This is a genomic window from Tuberibacillus sp. Marseille-P3662, assembly GCF_900178005.1.
In the GTDB taxonomy this organism is placed as follows: Bacteria; Bacillota; Bacilli; order Bacillales; family Sporolactobacillaceae; genus Marseille-P3662.
This window is the reverse complement of sequence record NZ_FXBS01000006.1, coordinates 1,789,994-1,811,313: the sequence shown is the minus strand read 5'-3', so window position 1 is coordinate 1,811,313 and position 21,320 is coordinate 1,789,994. Positions and strand designations below refer to the sequence as shown.

18 protein-coding genes and 2 pseudogenes are annotated in these 21,320 nt (G+C 35.7%); 14 read left to right on the top strand and 6 right to left on the bottom strand.

The genetic code is table 11. The features are described 5' to 3' along the window. Window positions 1–221: 221 nt before the first annotated feature. The 7 genes from B9Y89_RS17615 (at window position 222) to B9Y89_RS17590 (ending at window position 7,608) form a co-directional block, all read left to right on the top strand. Complete coding sequence (locus B9Y89_RS17615) at window positions 222–413, top strand: hypothetical protein (RefSeq protein ID WP_085524487.1); 192 nt, start codon at window positions 222–224, stop codon at window positions 411–413. Next, on the top strand, window positions 413–2,401 hold the full coding sequence (gene dndD, locus B9Y89_RS17610) for a DNA sulfur modification protein DndD (protein ID WP_085524486.1): 1,989 nt from the start codon (window positions 413–415) through the stop codon (window positions 2,399–2,401). The genes B9Y89_RS17615 and dndD (B9Y89_RS17610) overlap by 1 nt, the downstream gene beginning before the upstream one ends. 1 nt (window position 2,402) lies before the next feature. After that, a complete protein-coding gene (locus tag B9Y89_RS17605) occupies window positions 2,403–2,840 on the top strand; it encodes a hypothetical protein (protein ID WP_085524485.1) in 438 nt (145 codons plus the stop codon). A 73-nt stretch (window positions 2,841–2,913) separates the two neighbouring features. Continuing rightward, window positions 2,914–4,965, top strand: a complete 2,052-nt coding sequence (locus tag B9Y89_RS17600; protein WP_176222278.1) for a DEAD/DEAH box helicase family protein — start codon at window positions 2,914–2,916, stop codon at window positions 4,963–4,965. A 12-nt stretch (window positions 4,966–4,977) separates the two neighbouring features. After that, a complete protein-coding gene (locus B9Y89_RS19175) occupies window positions 4,978–5,154 on the top strand; it encodes a hypothetical protein (RefSeq protein WP_176222277.1) in 177 nt (58 codons plus the stop codon). Continuing rightward, window positions 5,154–7,145, top strand: coding sequence for an AAA family ATPase (locus tag B9Y89_RS17595; RefSeq protein WP_085524483.1), 1,992 nt, complete (start codon window positions 5,154–5,156; stop codon window positions 7,143–7,145). The genes B9Y89_RS19175 and B9Y89_RS17595 overlap by 1 nt, the downstream gene beginning before the upstream one ends. Before the next feature lies 1 nt (window position 7,146). Continuing rightward, window positions 7,147–7,608, top strand: a complete 462-nt coding sequence (locus tag B9Y89_RS17590; protein ID WP_085524482.1) for a DNA phosphorothioation-associated protein 4 — start codon at window positions 7,147–7,149, stop codon at window positions 7,606–7,608. A gap of 30 nt (window positions 7,609–7,638) precedes the next feature. On the opposite strand, the gene B9Y89_RS17585 is transcribed toward B9Y89_RS17590, so the two are convergent. The 5 genes from B9Y89_RS17585 to dndB are packed head-to-tail and all read right to left on the bottom strand — an operon-like array spanning window position 7,639 to window position 13,808. Further along, window positions 7,639–8,772 (bottom strand): cysteine desulfurase family protein, encoded by a 1,134-nt coding sequence (locus B9Y89_RS17585; RefSeq protein ID WP_085524481.1) that lies wholly within the window; start codon window positions 8,770–8,772, stop codon window positions 7,639–7,641. Between the two features lie 9 nt (window positions 8,773–8,781). Continuing rightward, on the bottom strand, window positions 8,782–9,147 hold the full coding sequence (dndE, locus tag B9Y89_RS17580; protein WP_085524480.1) for a DNA sulfur modification protein DndE: 366 nt from the start codon (window positions 9,145–9,147) through the stop codon (window positions 8,782–8,784). After that, the gene (gene dndD, locus B9Y89_RS17575) at window positions 9,144–11,126 is read right to left on the bottom strand and encodes a DNA sulfur modification protein DndD (RefSeq protein ID WP_085524479.1); all 1,983 of its coding nucleotides are present in this window, start codon (window positions 11,124–11,126) and stop codon (window positions 9,144–9,146) included. The genes dndE and dndD (B9Y89_RS17575) overlap by 4 nt, the downstream gene beginning before the upstream one ends. 17 nt (window positions 11,127–11,143) lie before the next feature. Next, window positions 11,144–12,688, bottom strand: coding sequence for a DNA phosphorothioation system sulfurtransferase DndC (gene dndC, locus B9Y89_RS17570; protein ID WP_441351497.1), 1,545 nt, complete (start codon window positions 12,686–12,688; stop codon window positions 11,144–11,146). Window positions 12,689–12,704: 16 nt separating this feature from the next. Further along, window positions 12,705–13,808, bottom strand: a complete 1,104-nt coding sequence (dndB, locus tag B9Y89_RS17565) for a DNA sulfur modification protein DndB (RefSeq protein WP_085524477.1) — start codon at window positions 13,806–13,808, stop codon at window positions 12,705–12,707. A 373-nt stretch (window positions 13,809–14,181) separates the two neighbouring features. Here dndB and B9Y89_RS17560 point away from each other — a divergent pair. Beyond that, window positions 14,182–14,698 (top strand): annotated as a pseudogene (locus B9Y89_RS17560) (5' nucleotidase, NT5C type). A gap of 6 nt (window positions 14,699–14,704) precedes the next feature. On the opposite strand, the pseudogene B9Y89_RS19670 reads toward B9Y89_RS17560, so the two are convergent. Further along, window positions 14,705–14,843, bottom strand: a pseudogene (locus B9Y89_RS19670) (LysR family transcriptional regulator); the annotation flags it as partial. 574 nt (window positions 14,844–15,417) lie between these two features. Between B9Y89_RS19670 and B9Y89_RS17550 the strand changes: the two are divergent. The 6 genes from B9Y89_RS17550 to fabG all read left to right on the top strand — a co-directional run bounded on the left by B9Y89_RS17550 (window position 15,418) and on the right by fabG (window position 21,312). Continuing rightward, a complete protein-coding gene (locus B9Y89_RS17550; RefSeq protein WP_085524476.1) occupies window positions 15,418–16,440 on the top strand; it encodes a TRAP transporter substrate-binding protein in 1,023 nt (340 codons plus the stop codon). A 5-nt stretch (window positions 16,441–16,445) separates the two neighbouring features. Then, window positions 16,446–16,949 (top strand): TRAP transporter small permease, encoded by a 504-nt coding sequence (locus tag B9Y89_RS17545; RefSeq protein WP_085524475.1) that lies wholly within the window; start codon window positions 16,446–16,448, stop codon window positions 16,947–16,949. Further along, window positions 16,946–18,223 (top strand): TRAP transporter large permease, encoded by a 1,278-nt coding sequence (locus tag B9Y89_RS17540; RefSeq protein ID WP_085524474.1) that lies wholly within the window; start codon window positions 16,946–16,948, stop codon window positions 18,221–18,223. The genes B9Y89_RS17545 and B9Y89_RS17540 overlap by 4 nt, the downstream gene beginning before the upstream one ends. Window positions 18,224–18,306: 83 nt before the next feature. Next, window positions 18,307–19,314: a LacI family DNA-binding transcriptional regulator gene (locus tag B9Y89_RS17535; protein WP_176222276.1), complete on the top strand. Its 1,008-nt coding sequence runs from the start codon at window positions 18,307–18,309 to the stop codon at window positions 19,312–19,314. Between the two features lie 56 nt (window positions 19,315–19,370). After that, window positions 19,371–20,549, top strand: coding sequence for a thiolase family protein (locus B9Y89_RS17530; protein WP_085524472.1), 1,179 nt, complete (start codon window positions 19,371–19,373; stop codon window positions 20,547–20,549). Window positions 20,550–20,571: 22 nt separating this feature from the next. Continuing rightward, entirely contained in the window at window positions 20,572–21,312 is a 741-nt protein-coding gene (gene fabG, locus B9Y89_RS17525) for a 3-oxoacyl-ACP reductase FabG (protein WP_085524471.1), read from the top strand. The last annotated feature ends 8 nt before the right edge of the window (window positions 21,313–21,320 follow it).

Sequence of the window (21,320 nt, the reverse complement as noted above, 5' to 3'; positions counted from 1 at the left end):
TTCTGGTAACAATTTTGTTTTACCATTTCAGGTGGAATTAAAATATGGTGAATCCAAATCAGCTGGCCACATTTAAGGTCAGCTTTTTTGTTACTATTAAGTTAGTGAAATAAATTTTTAATTACAATTATCAATTTGAGCTAAAATGAGTCTATGGTAGTATAAAATAGACGGACTTTATATAAAATTTGTAAAGCAAAGCCTAATGAGGGAGTTTTTTTATGCGAATGACACTGGATGAAGAAATCATCTTGCAAAAAGTTTGTAAAGAAGCAGGCATTAATCCGCAAATCTTAAAAAATATATTCTTATCAGAAGCCGATTATTACTATACTAATCAATCAAAGCAAAAAGCAGTTATTCAAGAAATTTTGAACGATATTCGATTTTGGGCAGAAAAAGGTGAGGTCTAATGCGTTTCGTAAAGCTTGCGTTAGAAAATTTCCGTGTATTTTCCGGACAACAAACGGTTTATTTTGGAAAGGAAAGTGAGGCGGATTCCAGTATTGTTTTGGTTGGAGGGCTTAATGGTACGGGTAAAACAAGTATTTTAACCGCTGTCCAAATTATTTTGTATGGTAAGGGAAATTTAACTGAAAGTGAATTTAAAAAAAGTATGAATGGGACTTTAAATAATTATCATTATCATAACAATGGCAACACGGCAACGTTAAGCTTAACAATTGAAACTAACGGGGTTTTCTATACAATTTCTGCAACACTTTATTATGATTCCAATCAAAATTTCTCTATGATGGAAAGAAGTATGAGTGGTTCAAATAAACATGTGCGTCTAACTGAATCCGATATACAAGACTTTGTTAATAAAAATATTCCTTATGATGTATCGTCTTTTTTCTTATTTGATGGTGAAAAAATTCAGGAAATGGTCGATAAACAAGAAGATAATACTTTAAAGAAATCCATTCAAAAAATTATAGCTTTAGAGTTTTATAAGAAATCGGTTAAAGATATTAACGAGGCAAAAATGCACTTGGAAAGGGAGTATAATCGACAAGTATCTTCAGAGGAAATTCAGAAAATAGCAAAACAGAAAGAGGAATTAGAAGATGACATTCAACAGATAAAGAAAAAAATAAGCACTTTACAAAATAAATATAAAGCCGGAGTTGAAGAGCAGGAAAGACTTAAGAAAGTCAAGCAGAAGAAAATAGATAATTACTATAACACAAAAAGTTCAATTAGTAAAAAGATTACTAGGTTTGAAGAAAAACTTAAGCAAGCTGATAAAAAACTTGAATCTTATGCTAAAGAATCGCTGCCTATCTTAATTATTATGCCAATCATTGAGGAGGTTCAGAAAAGAATAAAACAAGAGTTTGAATACAAAATGAAAAAACAACGTATGACGTTAAATTTTCAACAGTTTGATGAATTTATGGAAAATATGTTTGGTGAAATGGACAAAATTGGATTGAATAACAAACAAAAAGATCTCTTATATCAACATGGTAAAAAAGTTTGGGCAGACCTAAATAATATTCAAAACTACGAAGAACCGGCACCTGTAGAGTTATTACATGATTTAAATGAGAAAGATAAAAAAACGATTGAATCGGTAAACTCAAATAACCTTAATGTGCATGGCCTAATTGAGGAGAAGCAAAATTATGAACAGGAAATAGAAAAGCTAAATACAGAATTAGATCATGCTCCGGAGGCCGAAGACTACAGAGAAGAGGACAATCAAATTGAACAAATTACAAAAACGATGGGGGAATATTCACTTTGGATCCGGTCTTCGCATTCCAAACTTAATAAGGAAAAATCCGAATTAGAGCGTTTGAATCATCAATACAACGAGAAGCGTAAACAACTGAATAATAATAGTGACTTAGATACTCAATTGGACCTCGTCAAAAAAGTTTGGGATGCCGGAAATAAGTTTGTTGATCAGGTAACAACGTTTAAAGCCCGCTGTATAAAAGAGGACTTTGAAAAGATTATTCACAAATTGTTAAGAAAGACAGATGACTTTTCAAAAATTGAATTTGATATACAAACCTATTCAATTAACATTTACAATCATAATGGAACATTGGTCCAACTGCAGAATCGATCAGCGGGGGAAAAACAAATAATTGCCCTATCACTTATATGGGCGTTGACAAAGAATGCGGCAATTGACCTTCCGTATATTATTGATACGCCTCTCGGGCGGTTGGATAGTATTCATAGAAAAAATCTCGTTGAACATTTCTTTCCACAGTTAAGTGATCAAGTGATTATTTTATCAACAGATACGGAAGTCAATGAAGAGTTTAACAAATCAATGATGGAACATGTTCAAAGCTCATACCGTTTGGAATATGATGAGGGGACGAAATGCACAGCCATTCAAGAAGGTTATTTCAAATTTAATAAGGAAGGACGACGATAAATTGGCAACGAGTATAAAAATTCCGGCTTCATCGGATGACCAAGTAAATGTGCTAATGGGTCATATGGGGATCGAACATCGTCCAACTGTGTTACGTATTGCATTATCCAAAGGGGTGTTCCATTTTGACAGTGAGCCACCTGAAGCTGAAGATAACAGTAATGGACGTGAAATTCCACTTCCGACCTTATGCCCAGATAACCATTTGGTAATAATTAAACACTGTTTGATTCAAAAGTTGAACAAAAATTTCGATGATAACTCTGAATTTAATAAGACCATACGTAAATGCTTAGTATATGGCATTGATTTAATGATAAAAGAATTAAGTACAATAGATGACTTGGATAATTATTTGCTTTTTCTAGTTGATAATCTAGGAAATAAAAACACGATTAATGAAGATACTGACAAAATCAAGGAACTTTTAGGGTTATAAGAAGGGGTCAATTATGTCATTCCGTAATCTTGAATTATCGTATCATTATCGTACAAGCGGAGAGACGGGAAGTATGATTAATGATTTTTATATTCCTGTTCTTTCCAAAACGATAACATATAGACGCGCAGTAGGATATTTTACAAGCAGTTCTTTAACTCTTGCTGCTAAAGGACTTTCCGAGTTAATTGATCGCGGCGGTCAAATGCAGTTAATTGCATCCCCTTATCTAGATAAGGATGACATTGAAGCCATTGAATTAGGTTATAAATTCAGAGAGGAGGTTATTGAACAGTCACTTTTGAAACAGTTAGATGAGCCCTCAAATTTGGTGGATCAAGAGCGGCTTAACTATTTAGCATGGCTTGTCAGTAACAGTCAACTTGATATTAAAATTGCGGTGTTAAAAGATCGAACTGCCTTAGGTCTTTACCATGAGAAATTGGGTATAATGGAAGATTATGAAGGGAATAAAATAGCCTTTTCTGGATCTTCAAATGAAACTGAAGGCGGTTTTGTCAATAACTTTGAATCAATTGATGTGTTCTGCTCATGGGATCCTAGAGATGAACAAAGAGTAGCTGGAAAAGAGGAAGCATTTAATAACTTGTGGGAAGACGCTAACGGGTTTCTAGATGTGATTGACTTTCCCACTGCAGTAGAGGAAAAGTTATTAACATATAAGAAAAACTCTTATAAATCCAACAATCCATCTACAGATAAACAAGAAGTTAATGAAAAAAAAGAGGATTATGGGCGAGAACATTATCCACATATTCCTGAATATATCAATGTTCGGGAATATCAACAGGAGGCTATCCGTAGCTGGTTTCGTAATAAATGCCAAGGTATGTTAGAAATGGCTACAGGAACAGGGAAAACAATCACAGCACTTACAGCTATATCAAAATTATATGAGTATACCAAAAGATTGGGTGTTATCATTGTTTGTCCATATACCCACCTAGTTAATCAATGGGTCGATGAAATTAAAGAATTTAATATGTCACCTATTGTTGCTTATGGAGGGGAAAGTTGGGATGAGGAACTTGGAAATCATATTTCATCGTTTAACGCGGGAATCACAGACCATTTTTGTGTAATTACAACCAATGACACGTTTTCTCTTCAACGAATGCAATACGTGTTAAAAAAATTAAATCAGGATGTTGTGTTTGTGGCTGATGAGGCCCACCATTTAGGAGCGAAAAAAAGACGTGAGAAATTATTGGACGCCATTCCCTATCGTTTAGCATTGTCCGCGACGCCGAATCGTTGGTATGATGACCAAGGAACCCAAGAGTTAATTGGTTACTTTGGAGGAGAAGTCGTCTATGAATTTGGTCTTAAAAAAGCAATTGGACGTTTTCTCACGGAGTACTTTTACTATCCCCATATTGTTTATCTCGATGAAGATGAAAGCGAGGAATACTACTCTATAACAAGAAAACTTGTTAAGTTTATGGTAAGTGATAACGGTAAATTATCGGATGAGGAATCAAAGACAAAAGAACAATTGTTAATCAAGCGAGCAAGGATTCTCAGCGGTGCTAGGAATAAGATTGTAAAACTCAATGAGTTAATGAAAAATCAAACACAATCTAAATATAATATTGTTTATTGTGGTGACAGTAGAGTTGACGGTGATAAGCAAATTGAACGAGTGATTAAATTACTTGGATATGATTTAGATATGAAGGTTCATAGTTTTACAGCCAATGAAAACAATGAAGATCGGAAGAAGCTCTTAGAAAGATTCGCTGATGGTGATCTGCAAGCATTGGTGGCAATCAAATGCTTAGATGAAGGTGTGGACGTCCCAGCTACACAGAATGCTTATATTATTTCGAGTAGTACTAATCCACGTGAATTCATTCAGCGTCGTGGTCGTGTGTTAAGAAAACATAAAAGTAAAGAATTCTCCTATATTCATGATTTTATTGTTTTGCCGAGACACTTAAAAGAGATAAATGATTTAGAACCGACCGTCTTTAATATTGAACGTAACTTGGTAAAAAGAGAACTTACACGGTTTACGGAGTTTGCCAATCTGGCTATCAATGGTCCATTAGCCCATAAAGAATTAGATGAGATAAAAGAAGCCTATAATTTACTTGACTTTTAGGAGGAATGAAGCATGAGTGATGAAAAGGAAGAAGTTCATGCGATCTTAAAAGAGATGCCCAAAGAGAATACGCAAATTTTAAGAGAGGTTCTCGAAGCAGAAAAATCTTTACTTCACCGCGAAACCTTACAGGGGACAAATATTATAAGTCAGATTGTTGATATTGTAAAAGAGAGGGTGGGTGAATAATGCTACTTGAATCTATAACATTGCAAAATTTCCGCCAATATTATCAAAAACAAACGATCAATTTCTCTCAATCGACAACACGCAATGTAACTGTTATACACGGAGAAAATGGTTCGGGTAAAACGGCACTGTTGCACGCTTTTCTTTGGTGTTTATACGGTGACCTTAATTTACCTAACTCAGAGAAAATTTGTAATGATCATTCGATCGAGGCAAAAGACCCTGGTGAAGAAATTGAAGCATCTGTAACATTGAAATTCCAGAATAATAATAAAAAATATACTTTAAAACGGTGTATAGTTGTTAAAAAAATCGATGAAGAAAGTAATGTCCATTATTACGAACCAAATGTTTCTTTAGAGTATCAAACAGAAGAAGGGCAATCTGAAACCATAGAAAATCCTTCATTTGAAATAAATCAAATTTTGCCTAAAGATTTACGTTCTTACTTCTTTTTTGACGGGGAACGGATTGATAATTTATCAAAAGATGACGGGTCTGAAGATATAAAAAAAGCCATTAAAAATATGATGGGATTAGAAATTTTAGAGCGTTCAATAACTCACACTGATGAAGCCCGAAAAAGATTTAGAAGTGAGATGCAAGAATATGGTGATCCGGAAACCAAACAAATTATGGCAGAGCATGAAAAATTAGAAAATGAAAAACAAGAAGAACATAAAAAGAAAAGCTGGCAAGAAAAGAATCTCGAAACGATTGATCAACAAATAAGGAAAGTCGAAGAGCGCCTAACTCAAATTGAGGAAGCGAAACATCTTCAAGAACAAAGAGAACAAAAAAGAGATGAAAAAGATAATATATCCGGAGAACTTCAACAGATTAAAAAAGATTTAAATAACCAGATAAGTAAGTTAGGTCATCTTGCCTTTACTGTACCGCTTCTAGAATCTGCTCATTCAGCCTTAAATAATTCGGATAATAACAATAGAGTAAGTGGAATTAAGGCAAACTTTATTGACAAACTAATAGAAAATAATCAATGTATTTGTGGTGACACACTTGAAGAGGGTTCATCGCATATTGAGCATCTAAAGAAACTTAAGTCGCTAACAACCACTAACCAAGTGGAGAATAGCATTGATGAATTTAAACAGTATTCCACGGTGATACATGAACGTCGTCGAAATTTATTTAAAGAACTGCAAAATCTAAAACAAACGGAACTTCAAAAGCAAAATGAGCTTAAGAAATTAAACGATGAAATTGAAGAGATTAGTGCCCAATTAACTGACAAGAATTCTGAAGAAATTGTTGACCTTGAAAACAAAAGGAAAAATTTACGTGACCAAAAGCGAGACATAGATCGTAAAATAGGTGCAATTGAAGGAAAGGTCACAGAAATTGAAAACAAGATACTTGAAAATAGACAAGAACAAAAGAAGCTTAATGCCATTGCTAGTAAGTCGAAAGTTGCTCAGGTTCGGATGAAAACTTGCGAAGATGTTATGAGTGCAATGAAAGATATTCTTAGTATACGCGAAAGCAATGTGAAAGAGCAATTGCAGGAACGTATAGCGAAGGTATATTCACAATTCTTAAGAAAGGATTATCAGGTTAAGTTATCTGATACGTATGAGCTGAATGTTGTTAATGAAAACGACAATTCCGTAGCCATGTCACAGGGCGAGCGTCAAATTACAAGTTTATCATTTATTGGAGCTATTGTTGATATAGCTCGTGAAACTTACAATAAGGAAAATAAATCAGCATTTGATGAGGGTGGTATATATCCACTTGTTATGGATTCGCCGTTTGGTGCTTTAGATTCAGACCATCAGGAACGTGTTGCCAAAGGTATTTATCATCTAGCTGATCAAGTCATTGTCATTGTTTCAACTTCTCAGTGGCAACGAGAAGTTGCCGACCAAATGGGTGACCTTATCGGTAAAGAATATCAATTGGCTTATAATGATCCACGTTATAATAAAGAACGCCCTTATGAATTTACTGAAGTAAAGGAGGTTAAATAACTTGGCACGCCGAAGAATTAGAAGACCCAAAAATCAGGAAGAAACATATAAAGCCCTTACAGATAAGAACGAATTTGGTATATTTAACTCTTACAAAGATATTTTTATGTTGGCAGGAATTATTGGATATTTAAATAATACCAGAATTTCCTTTGAAGAATCTTTGGAAGGCATAGCATGGAGTGTATTTAATCTTGACACAGATGAAACGGTAATAAACGCTATCGCTCTTGGAGATACTCAAAATCCAAGTATATTAATGGGTGATGATGAAACTTTTGATCAAAAGATAGGTATCTTTGAAGAATATGCGGCGGGTGGTTTACAAATTGTCTATGATAAAATTATGGAACATAAGAAGTTCTCTGCCCAAAATTACTTTGATTTTATTATGGAAATGCAAAATCATAAGCCTGACCAAGAACGAGAAATTGATCAAATTGCTGATATGTTATCATTTTAAAAGCCCAGTACCTTTTGGTACTGGGCTGTCCTATAATTGGTTAAACACTTTTAATTCTTCTTTTGTAGTTGTTGGGGATAAAGAGAGTCTTATAGTTGATCTAATTTCATCTATACTGTAGCCCATAGCTTCTAGAACGTGACTAGGTTTTCCGGAACTACAGGCAGAACCTGTTGAGACTGCAACATACGGGGCTAAGTTTTTCATAAGGAGTTCGTTATTAACTCCTTTAAAGTTGACACTTAAAATTCCGGGTATTTTATCCTTGTAGTCATGATTAAAAACGATGTTGTGGCCGAACTTTTTATTAAGAATGTTGGTTAATTCATTTTCAAGTTCACCAAGTCTTTCTATATTATTTGGTAAATTATCATTGGTAAGTTTAGCTGCTTTACCGAAGCCAACAATGTTATGAACAGCAAGTGTTCCACTGCGGTATCCATCCTCCTGGGAACCACCGTGGAGAAGCGGGGTAATTTTCGTTGGGATATCTAGCTCATCACGCCGGATTACAGCTGTCCCGATGCCTTTTGGACCATGTACCTTATGAGATGAACACGATAAAAAACGGACCCCCCTTAAATCATCAAGATTAAAATCAACTTTTCCTATAACTTGTGTAGCGTCGGTATGAAAGAAGATATCATTCTCTTCACAAAGTGTCGCGATTTCTGTAATTGGATTTAAAGAACCAACTTCATTGTTACCCCAAATAATTGAAATTAATAAAGGTGGATCATTTTTTATGATGTCTTCAATATCCTTTATATTTATACGTCCATATTGGTCAACATCTAAATAAGTTACTCTAAATCCCTTATTCTCTAAATACTTACATGTCTCTAGTACAGCAGGGTGTTCCGTCTTTGTCGTAACGATATGGTTACCACGTTCTTCACTATAGTAATCGGCAACGCCTTTGATGATCATATTATTGCTTTCGGTTGCACCACTTGTGAAAATGACTTCCTTAGAGGTGCAACCTAACAGTTGAGCTACGGCATCTCTGGATTCCTTGACGACATTTTTAGCGTTTTCAGCTAAAGAATAGAATTTACTCGATGGATTACCAAACTCCTCAAAAAGGTAAGGGAGCATGGCATCTTTCACTTCTGGCAGTACTTGAGTTGTTGCACTGTTATCAAGGTATAAAACCATCACCATACTCCTTTTTTATGAGTTTAATAAGTTTTGAAAGAATCGGTCTGCATTGCCCGCATGCCGATACTCATTATCTAAAATAGTAATACCTCTTTCAAGATGTGCTTTAAAAAAAGAAGGAAAATATTCTTCATCTGTGACTTCACGGTTAGCGTGCTGAGTGATCAAAGCTTTATATAGGTAATCGTGCTCACCAGTAAGTGTATTTCGATTAAATTCTAGTCCTGAAGACTCTGATTCATCTTCTGGTACATTTTCCAGACGTAATGAAAAGGAGACTGCCAAACGGGCCAAAATATTTGGCGTCAGGTTGGTCGATGAATGCAATGTTTTCAGTCTTTCGCCTGTATGTTTGGATGTTTTTAGACGGAAGTTCACATACTCACCCCACTTTTTTCCATAAAATATTCAGATTCAATATTGACTTCTTGACTAACAGAATCAAAATTAAGAGTATATTCATGGGCTAGATAGGGCTTCAAAGTCTTATAATGTTCTTGATCAATTTCAGTATCAGTTGAAAGAATAAGTACCTGTTCACCGCAAGACGGGATTAATTCGGATAACACGCTTGATTTATGTGTTTGATCTAAGCGTCCTAGCAATGTGTCGAAAATAAATGGGACGCGACGTCCAGAAGATTTGAACATTGCCCAAATCAAAGAAAGTAATAAAATCTCTTTTTCACCAGCCGAAAGGTTACCCATTTTTATTAATTCTTGATTTATATCATATAGTGTTATGTCAAAATCCACAGGTTCAATTTTTATAGATGTAATGTAATTACTTTTTCGCATCAACTGTTTAAGCATGCGAATAGCTTCAGATTCAACTTCTTGCAGTTTCTTCTGTTGCTGAACTTTACGGAATTCCTGACTAAGTTCAACAATATCTTGTGATAATGCAAAGGCGTTTAGTTGTTTATGGGATTGATGTCTTTCTTTTTGTTTTTCTTCTAGTTGTTGTTCTACCAGGTCTTTGTCAGCTGATTGTTCATAAATGCGGTTCTGTGTATCATCAATCTTTTGTTCTAAAGTTGAGATTTGCATCTTAAGCTGCTCTATCTGTTGAATCATCTGTGTAAAATCATTGGTTTTATCATGGATATTAATCTTCTTTCTAATCTCCTGAGCTCTTTTTAGTTGTTTCTGATTTTGTTTTAAGAGATCGGCATAATGAGAAGCTTCTTGTCTGTTAACTGATTCAACCATTTGACTCACCTGACTTCTTTGAGCAAAAGAAGCATGATGTAAGGACTGTTCAAGTTCGGGTCTAATATGTTTAAGCAGGGTGTCTTTTAACTGTAGAGCAAGACCTTCGTTGCTAGAAACAGGCAATTCATTGAGAACTTTATTCAACTTCTCTTCATTTAAATGGTTAGACATCTGGTCAAAAATTTGTTGGGTATTTTCCGCTTCCATTTGTTGTACTGTACTATCTAACAAGTCTTTATTCATATAAAATGGAAAGACTGTGGCAACATATTCTTTTACCTCGGTATTTACCGCTTTTCGTTCATTTTCGATCTTGTTAACTTCCTCAACAAGTTGGTCACGCTGCTCTTTATATAGGCCACCATGCATTTCAAAATCTTTTTGTAGTTCTTGTAATTTATCTTGACAATGACTAAGTTCGCTCTGTTGTTCGCTAAGACTGTTTTCAAGATCATGAATCTCGTTTTGATGATTATCAATTAGATATTTCAATTCAACAATTTGCTTGTTTTGCTCAGATAAGGCCCCGTCTTTTCGTTTATTCTTAATCAAACTCTCTAGGTCATTTTCAAGACTTTCAAATAGATTAAGGTTAAAAATCACCTTTGAAAGTTTTTTTAGGTAAGTTGATAATAAATTATCACTTATAATTCTTGAAATTTCCTCACCATCAAAAAGACAAAGGTCAAAAAGCTGTGGAGGCATGGACTCCCGTAATTTTGATTGATAGATTTCTTTTTCTGATTGATTAAGGAAACGGTTATCCTTATATATATCAAGTTCTTCTTTTATTTTGCTATTTTTTAAATACCATGATCTGTAGAAAATATACTCCGTCTTCTTATAATTTTCTACCTCACTAAATTCCAACACTACTCTAAAATGGTTTTCTTCGTTTTTTATGGCCTGTGTATTAAGGAAGCTTTCAATCTTATTTAAATAAAGGCTACTTTCAGTTTTAAAACCATAAGCATACGAACCAAATAAACCAATTTTGATGCCATTTAAGAGTGTTGTTTTTCCTGAACCGTTCTCACCCCCTATAAGTATGGTATTTCGTTGAGAGGAATTAATTTTTAAATCAATCTTTTTTGTTCCACGATAGGCTCCAAAGTTTTCTAACGTCATTTGTTTTAATAACATAATTCACAAACCCTTCACTATACGTGTAAGTAATCTTGGGTGAGAGCTTTTTCTAATTCTTCATTTAACCCGCGTTTGACTTTATAACCTGCATAGTCTTTCTCTATACCAACTAACTTTTTAAGCAACTTAATATCGATGTCTTTTTGTTTACACAAAATCTCAAGATCGGTAAGCTGCTCTTGATCAAATAATGGTTGATCATCGTATTCCCAATCAAGGTCATATCCCATGACTTCTTTGTATAGCTTAGGTAGGCTATCTTCCCAATCACCGTTCTCCAACCAGTAGCGGCGGATAATTCGTAACTCTTCCTCTTTTATAAGTTCAAAATTAGAGTCATCTGGGTGTTCTAAATCTCTCTGTGTAATTAAGAGTTGTTTTAGTATTTCTTTCCGTGTATCCATAGTAAAAGGTCCAAGACCAAGTTGAGCATACTTACCATTGTTTTTCATAATTAATATTTTGTGGTCAATCGAAGCACTTAAGTCAACTCCGTTATCCTTCAAATAGCGACTTAAGTCATCTTCTTCAACAACGTCAAAGGTATGAAATGGAAGTACTTGGCGCGGTCTTCCACCTTTTTTAGGAAGAATAACAAACTTTTTATCTTCTATTTGCTCAACTCGAACTTCATTATGATAGATTTGACCATTCATTCGATATTTTGCTCGTTTATCTCTCATATCGCGAATATTAGTTAACCAATTTCTGAATTCCAGAAGAGGACGCATCCAGTCTTCGCCACTTTCGATAAAACCGTTTAAAGCTTTATCTTCATTAACTACCGTACATACCCAACAACCAAAACGACTATTACCACAAGACCCGGCGCTCTCCTTAACCGTTTTGTCTACGACAAGGGGACATTCACCACTGTTAGAGTCTTGATAGAGTTTATTCAATTCATGGTTATCGTCACCCCAAGGTGATTCATCGTTCAGCAAATAGTCCCAGACATCATTTAACTCGAATTTACGGATCGGTGCAAAGACGTATGCATTAGGTAAAGAAGAGTGTTTCATTAATCTTTTACCTTCAACAGTATGGGATTTCATGACATTCGCACGAGTGGCACTTTCATTATCACGTACGCCTAATATCATAATGACTTCTCCAAATTTTGATACCTTATCAGTAACAAAGCGATTAGCCGGATCGATTTTCATTCGATCCGTACACCATCTGAATTGTTGATTGGGGGAAGGGTAGCCTTTTCCAATGATATTAGCCCAAAAGGATTGGGTTGGTTCTGGCTTAACTTTATGAGTTTCAATTGGCAAATCACGTCTTAATGCTTCTGACTGAATTCTATGTAAAGTTGTATTAATTGATTGTATGATAAGTGGTGTTTCAACAAGAGTATCGGAAGAAATAATATATACCTTCTTATGAAGCTGCTCTTTAGGAAGTTCACTTAATGCTTCAAATACAATTTGACAAACTACTGTTGAGTCTTTGCCACCACTGTAGCCAACCACCCATGGGCGATCATCTTCTCTGTAGACTTCTTTTATTTGTTCTTTAGCTTCATCAACTAAAGGTTGTTCTTTGTTTAACATGTCACTTATAACACCATTAATCATTGTTATCACCAACTTTTAATTTATTTTCGGCCTTTTTGTCTGCTTCAGTTAATGGAAGACCCAATTTTTGTTTAATGAGATTAGCTGTTAATTGAATAGTTAGGTTATTCTTCTGTATCCGTCCATTCGTACTAAATGCACGACCTTCCCAGTCTTTAGTATTTGAACGGTCCCAATCGATGTTCGCTAAGTTATCGATGTACTTTTCCCATTGAGATGGTTCCTGCTCGTATGCCGCTTTTCCTATCATTCCAACGGCTTCCAAAAAGACTCCGTGACCAACAATATAGTTCATACGAAGTTCTTTGGGAGCTAGTTCTTTATTTAATACCATCTTCCATTCAACTATGGTATCACATAAGGTATTCCAAAAGCTTTTCACAAATTTTTCATCATCCGTATTAACGACATCACCCTTGGATTTTCCAAGCAGTTTAAGGTTGGTATTAAAAATATGGTTAAGCGCCATTAATTTAGGAGAATTCTTTGATAAAGACACGCGTTCCATATCTGTATATCTTGCTAACAGCTCATTTTCAGACACAACTTCCTTAGTTAATAGAGCTAAACAATCACGATGGTCATAGAGAATTCCGATAGAGGAGGTGGTATTCACCGCATGTCTATTGAGATCCGAGAAAATTTGCTGTGAATTCTTAAGACCTTCATCTTGAAAGAAGACTACTGATATGGTTTCACCCCCCAGTTCAGGGGAGATTTTCAAAGCTTCTTCAATGGCGGCGCGACGATGCTGTCCATCATTAATAAGAAATTTTGCATCTAAGGACACAAGTAACCTCCCAAGATCATTCCAAGATTGCTCCTTACTAAACGGTTGAAACTCTATCTCTCCGTCAATAGAAGCTGTTAATGATGAAAAAACATAGTCTTTTTGATTATCAATTATGTAATTTGTCATTTCAGGTATTCGATTTTTGTTAAGAATCCGTTGTGCCCTATGCTTTGGAGGGAGTTCTTCCTCATCAAATAAAAAGATCTTAGGGATCAAACGTAAAGGACACATAACGACAAAATATTCTTTTTCTGCTTGTTTTCCTCTTAACGCGGGAAAGTTATAGCTAAAAGCTGTATCCATAATATACACCTGCCTATTTTTTTACGTACGTAAAAAATTCTTTTTTTAGTATAAACCGTTGGTTTGCGAATAGCAAATTAAATAATTGGCAGGATTAATACCGTACCTCTTGTCGAATCAGATGACAAAAAGTATTAATTCTATGCTCAGTATTTTTGATAGATTTTTAATTTATTAATTTATTTAAGATATGATTAACGAGACATCTAGTTCAATTATAAACGCTAATACTATTTTACGTACGTATAAAATTTGATTTATTAAGATTATATTATAGATGACCAGTCGAGTCCGATGCATGTTTTAAAGAAAATTATGGATGGGGGATTAGACTGGTAAGGGGGAGATTTGTTTGAAGCGAATTGCAATCGACATGGATGAAGTGTTGGCTGAGACTTTTTACCGAAGCATCTATCACTATACAATCAGAAATTTAATGAAGATATTAAAGTGGAAGAATTAAAAGGAATAATGCTAAGAGAATAACGTCCAGATCTAGCTGAAGAGATTCATAGCTATATCACCGAGCCGACTTTCTTTCGTGACTTAGATGTAATGGAAGACAGCCAAAAAGTGATAAAGGGATTAAGCGAACACTATGAAATTTTCATTACTACAGCGGCAATGGAGTTTCCAACTTCCTTTAATGCTAAGTATGAATGGTTAAAGGAGCACTTTGATTTCTTGGACGATATGAACTTTGTATTCTTTGTGGGGATAAAAGTGTTATAAAAGCAGATTATCTGATTGATGATAATGTCCGACACTTTAAGCGGTTTGTTGGTGAGGGAATAATATTTACTTCTATACACAATATTAATGAAACTGGTTATACAAGATTGAATAACTGGTTGGAAGTCAGGGAGTATTTTTTGAACGAGGAAAGGTAAGGTGTACAATTTAGTTTTTAATTCTGATTCCAACTTCTTTAATCTTCCCGTTATGTTCGATTGAACATAGCTCAATGAGCTCGCAGCTTTTGTAATACTTCCTTCTTCTGCGATTGTGCGGAAAATCTAAATCGTGGCTATCCATCACGTCATTCTTTCCCATCATAAATAATGATATAAAACATTCATTTTTAATGAAACCGAATACATCATATCATAAAATAAACATTCATTTGGAGGGTATTGATGGATACAAAACAAGTTAGAAGGAGAATGTTGGAGGAAGAAGGGGAATTCCAACATCAAACGTATTAGGAAGTCTGGGAGAAGGCATTAATAAATCTTGAAGAGCAATATGAGGAATACATAGGTCAAAAGAAAAAAAGGCTTGCTCTTACTTATAAACAACAACGGTGTCACCTTCTCAAAGGTATTTCAACATCTCATTAAAGTTTGGCCGGTCTTTTTTAGTACCCGTGTAACTGCTAAAATAAAGTGTCAAATACCGAAGGATCATTATTTCCTGTTAAAAATGAAGTTACAAAATTTATTTTAATTAAAATTTTTAGAAAAAAGGGGTTGATTTACTCCATTATCGATTATATAATCTTTATCAAGAAATCTAAACGTTTAGATTCATTAAAACCAAATTAGAAAGGGGAGCAGGAAGTCTGTTGGCACATTCTTAAAAATGCTTTGACTGAAAGGGGATGTAATCAATGAGTAAAATTAAAGGGTTACTTTTAGGTTTTTTGATTTTTTCTTTGTTAACGTTTACATCAGGTTGTGGGAGTTCAAGCTCATCTGTAAGTCAATCCGGTGAGGAAAAAATAACTATTAGGTTTGCATATCATCTGAAAGATTCTTTTAGTCTTGGCAAACAAGTTTCAAGATTTGAGAAATTAGTAGAGAAAAAATCAGATGGCAAAGTGGAAGTTAAAGTCTATTCCAATGGACAACTTGGAGACCAAAAAGCACTTTTGGATGGTTTACAGCAGGGCACGGTGGATATGAGTCTTGGGGATGCTGGGGTTGTAGCAAACTTTTATCCAAAGATAGGAATTTTGGATCTTCCATATGTTTTTAAAAGTATAGAACACGCCAAGGCAGCAGTGAGCGGAGCGTTAGGTGATAACCTTAAAAAAGGTATATCGGAACAAACCGATTTTATAACGTTGGGTATTGAACCACTCTCTTATAGAAGTACTGTTCTTAACGAAAAAGTACAGTCGTTTCAAGATTTTTCGGGATCAAAAATTAGAACTTTACCGTCGCCCATAATTGTAAATACCTTTAAGAGTTTTGGTGTTCAACCCGCAAGTTTGTCCACAGGTGAAGCATTCTCGGCGATGGAAACGGGTACCGTAGATGGAATGGAAAGTAACCCAGAATTCTTAAAAAGCATCAATGCATGGGAAGTTGCAGATTATTTTGTTGATACTCGGCACAATTTGACATTCGAAACGATAAATATTAGTAAGAATTTTTACAACAATCTGCCAGATAAAGTGCAAAAAATTATTAAACAATCAATTAACGAAACCATGGATTGGTTTAATAAAAACTCAATAAATTTTGATAAAAAAAGTCGCAAAGCCCTAAAAGAACATGGTGTTGAATTCTTGGATATTAATATCGAACCTTTTAAGAAAGCAGCCAAACCTGCTGTTAAAAAGTATATTAAAGAAAACGATCTGCAAAAAATGTATAAATTAATTCAAGATGCAGCTAAGGAGAAATAAAGGATATGAAATTGTTACAAAAATTGATTCATGGTTTGACGGTGATGACTTTCATCCTTTTGGTTTGTATCGTATTTTTAAAAGTTGTTGGTCGAACAACAGGAGTAGCCGTTCCCTGGACTGGAGAAATATCTAGATTTTTGTTTATTTGGCTTATTTACTTAGGCGGATATATCACCATTAAGCGGGGATTGAATATAGATGTCGACCTTGTCCTAGACTACTTACCTGATCAATTTTGGAAGCTCATATTTACTGTGAGTAATATCGTATCAATTGCATTTCTCGGAGTTGTTATCATCCTTGGAACTGAAATGGTTTTATCTGGTATGGATCAATATTCTTCAGTTCTGCGTATACCAATGGGATGGATTTATTTAGCTATACCTGTTGGGTCTCTAGGGATGCTTATTGCCCAAATGGAAACCTACATTCAACTAATGGGTAACAGAAAAAATGAAAACGGTACTCATACTAAACCAACTGAAAAAAGGGTTGAAAATTTATGATAGTAACAGTTACATGGGTATTTCTTTTAATGTTGGTTATTGGCGTTCCCATAGCCTTTTCTATGGGGTCTGCAGCATTGCTAGGTATATTTACGTATTCAGACGTATCATTGTCTCTCGTAGTGCAACGCATGTTTACCGGTGTCAATTCTTTTACACTATTAGCGATACCGCTTTTCATGCTAGCTGGACAGTTGATGGAAACTGGTGGAATATCTAGAAGGCTGGTTAATTTGGCATATTCCATTGTAGGGTATATTCGTGGAGGGTTAGGTATGTCTGGTGTGGGTGCAAGTGTGATAATTGCAGGAATATCCGGATCTGCGGCTGCGGATACTGCTGCTGTGGGGAGCATCATGATTCCTGCAATGAAGACAAAAAGGTATCCGGCGGGGTTGGCTGCAACACTTCAGGCTTGTGCTGGCTCATTAGGAACAATAATTCCTCCAAGCCTTACTATGATTTTATATGCCGTTATAACGGAGGTTTCTATCAGCCGACTTTTTTTAGCCGGGATCATACCAGGGCTGTTAATGGGACTTGGATTAATGACGGTTACTTATTTGTACGGAAAAAAATATAATTTGAAGGAAGAAGGAAGGCCTCGTTTTAACGTAGTGATAAAGTCGTTGAAGGAAGCATTTTGGGCTTTGATGATGCCATTGTTGATTCTTGGTGGAATTGTAACCGGGATTTTCACAGCGACTGAAGCAGGGGTTATCGCTGTTGTATATGCATTAGTAGTTGGCTTATTAATTTACAAGGAATTTACTTTACGGGATATCCCGAAAATTTTCGCTGACGCTGCTGCTAATACCTCAATGGTACTCCTTATTGTTGCGGGAGCTTCCATTTTGGGCTGGGTAATTGCGTACACCCAAATACCATTATTGGTAGTTAACACTTTGGCAAGTTTAACTGAGAGTCCATACTTGATTTTATTGCTTCTTATTGCTTTCATTTTGTTCATTGGAATGTTTATCGAAACCCTGGCGGCAACGATAATCATCGCTCCGCTTTTAGGACCAATTGTTTCCCAGTTTGGTTTTGATCCTATTCATTTTGGCTTTGTTATTGTAGCTACTCTGATATTTGCTGGTGTTACACCCCCTGTTGGACCTATTTTGAATATCACAATGGGGATCGGCAGAGCAAAAATGAAGGAGTTACTTCCGTTTTTGCCACCCTATATTGGCTGTGTAATTTCAGTACTTATTTTGGTGGTTTTTATACCTGAGATAGTAACATTTCTTCCTAACTTGTTTCTAGAATAATTAAAAAACATCATTAGTGAAAGGGTGATTCTTATATAGTATACTGAAATGATACAATGTTAAAAAAACAAGGTGAGAATAATATGGTAACAATGAACGATGTTGCAAAAAAATCAGGATTTTCAGTAGCTACAGTTTCCGCGGTAATTAATAATTCTCCGGTTGTAAGTCCGAAATCGCGAGAGAAGATCTTGGAGGCGATAAATGATTTGGGTTACCGTCCGAATGCTATTGCAAGAAGTCTAAAAAATGCTAAGACCTCATCCATCGGGGTAATTGTAAGGGATATTACAAACCCTTATTATCCAGAAATTGTTTCTGGACTTGAAGAGGTCGCATGGGAAAATAATTATGAAGTATTTTTGTGTAATACCGAAAATAGCTCAGAAAGAGAAGAGAAATACATTAATAACTTGTTAGAAAAAAGAGTTGATGGGGTTGTTATTGCAACTTCTTTGAAAGAAAGAAAGCATTATTATAACAAATTAAACATTTTTGGCATTCCTTATGTGTTCCTTAATCGGAGGCCAGATGAATTATATGATCATGAATGCTTTATTGGGGCAAACAACAGATTAGCTGCTATCAAGGTTGTTGATCACATAAAGCAGATGGGGTATTCCGAAATCGCCTTTTTAAGTGGACCACAAGAATTTTCCACTTTTAGAGATCGCTTAATGGGTTTTCATGAAGGTATGGACAAAAACCGGTTAAATGTCGAACAGAAATGGACTAAATCGGCAGATAGTTATTCAAAGCAAAGAGGATATGAAGAAGCTAAAAAAATGATTCATTATGGTTCGCTTCCCGAAATTATTTTTTGTTCATCCGACCTAATGGCGTTTGGTGTTTATTTAGCATTGCAGGAAAAAGGACTTCGGATTCCCGAAGAAATTGCCCTGATTAGTATTGATAACAACATGTTTAGCGATTTAATTGATCTTAGTTCTGTTAATATGCAGAACAAGGAAATGGGAAAAGAAGCAGCCAGCATGTTAATGAGTTTACTCAAAGATGAAAGTATGGAAAATCAACGGTTTCTATTGGAACCGGAGCTTGTTATTCGAAAGTCTAGCGGTGCTTCCGTTTGACATTAATAATGAATTTTTTTGTAAAAAAATCTAAACGTTTAGAAAAGGAGAATTACATGAAAGATATTGTCATTGTTGATGGTGCGAGGACTCCAATTGGAACAATGGGTGGAATGATAAAAGATGTTCATGCAGCTGATCTTGGTGCAACCACCATTCGTGAAGCTTTAAACAGAGCAAATGTTAGTCCTGAACTGGTTGAGGAAGTGATTGTAGGAAATGTTGGTCAAGTTGCGGAAAATGCCTACATTGCACGGATGTGTGCGCTTCGTGCCGGACTTCCTTCCACGACAACTGCACTGTCTTTAAACCGGTTATGCGGTTCCGGACTCCAGGCGATTAATTCTGCTGTTCAATCCATTAAAAGTGAAGATGCTGAGGTTGTAGTAGCAGCGGGAACGGAAAACATGGACTTACTCCCATATTATGTACGTAAGGCGAGGTATGGATACAAATTTGGTCATAGTCAATTGGAGGATGGGTTAACGACTGCCTTAACAGATCCATTCGGGAATTATGCCATGGGTGTAACTGCTGAAAAGGTAGCTGAACGTTTTGAAATTAATCGTGAAGATCAGGATCGCTTTGCACTGCGAAGTCAGAAGAGAGCTATTGATGCGATCGAAAATGATTATTTTAAAGATGAGATCGTGCCAGTTGAAGTGAAAGGAAAACGTGGGGAAATAACTCTCTTCGATGAAGATGAGCATCCGCGTCATACTAGCTTAGAAAAGTTAAGTAAATTAAAGCCAGCATTTATGGATGGTGGATCAGTTACAGCCGGAAATGCTGCAGGCATTAATCAAGGAGCTGCAGCTGTAGTCGTTATGACTCAAGAGAAGGCTGAGGAATTAGGGTTGAAGCCAATTGCATACGTTCGGGAACAAGCTGTTGCAGGATTAGAGCCAGAAATTATGGGTTTTGCCCCTGCCCCTGCGGTAACAAAAGTTTTGCATAAATCTAACCTGGCGCTGGATGATATAGATTTAGTCGAATTGAATGAGGCGTTCGCCGCTCAGGCTGTTGCGGTGATAAGAGACCTTGGAATAGATGAAGAAAAGGTCAATCCGAATGGTGGGGCAATTGCTTTGGGACACCCACTAGGAGGAACTGGGACAATACTAACGGTCAAGTCATTATATGATATGAAACGCAGAGGATTGACAAGAGCAATTGTTACCATGTGTATCGGCGGCGGTCAAGGAATTGCTACAATTTTTGAGAATATTAAATAATCTATAAATGGGAGGGGAAGGTATGATTTCATTAGAGGATAAAGTAGCTGTTGTAACAGGATCTGCACAAGGGTTAGGAAATGGTATTGCCGAAAAGCTTGCGTCATTAAATGCCCATGTTATTCTTAGCGATATAAATTCAGAGCGTTTGGAAATAGCAGTGTCAGAATTAAAAGAAAAGGAATATTCAGTAGATAGTTTTGTTGCTAACGTTGCAAACCGTGATGAAGCCAAAAACCTGATTCAAAATTCCATTGAGACTCAAGGGAAATTAGATATTTTAGTTAACAATGCAGGGATAAATCGAGACGCTATGATTCATAAAATGTCTCCTGAACAATGGGATAGTGTGATAGAAGTAAATCTTACAGGAGTATTTAATTGCCTTCAACCTGCTGCTAATCATATGAAGGATAGAGAGTCAGGCCGAATTATAAATATCTCGTCAGCCAGTTGGCAAGGGAACATTGGTCAGGGTAATTATGCTGCTGCTAAAGCAGGTGTTGTTGGGTTGAGTAAAACAACATCTCGGGAGCTAGCTAAGTTCAACGTGACTTGTAATGCAATATGTCCGGGATTTATTGAAACTGATATGACAAGGGGGATTCCAGACAAGGTCTGGGATAAAATGGTGTCAAAAATACCAATGGGTAGAGCAGGAAAGCCTGAAGACGTGGCCAACTATATCGCTTTTCTTGCATCTGATCAAGCCTCTTATGTAACTGGTGAAGTCATAAATGTGGGCGGAGGGTTCATTCTTTAACATAATCA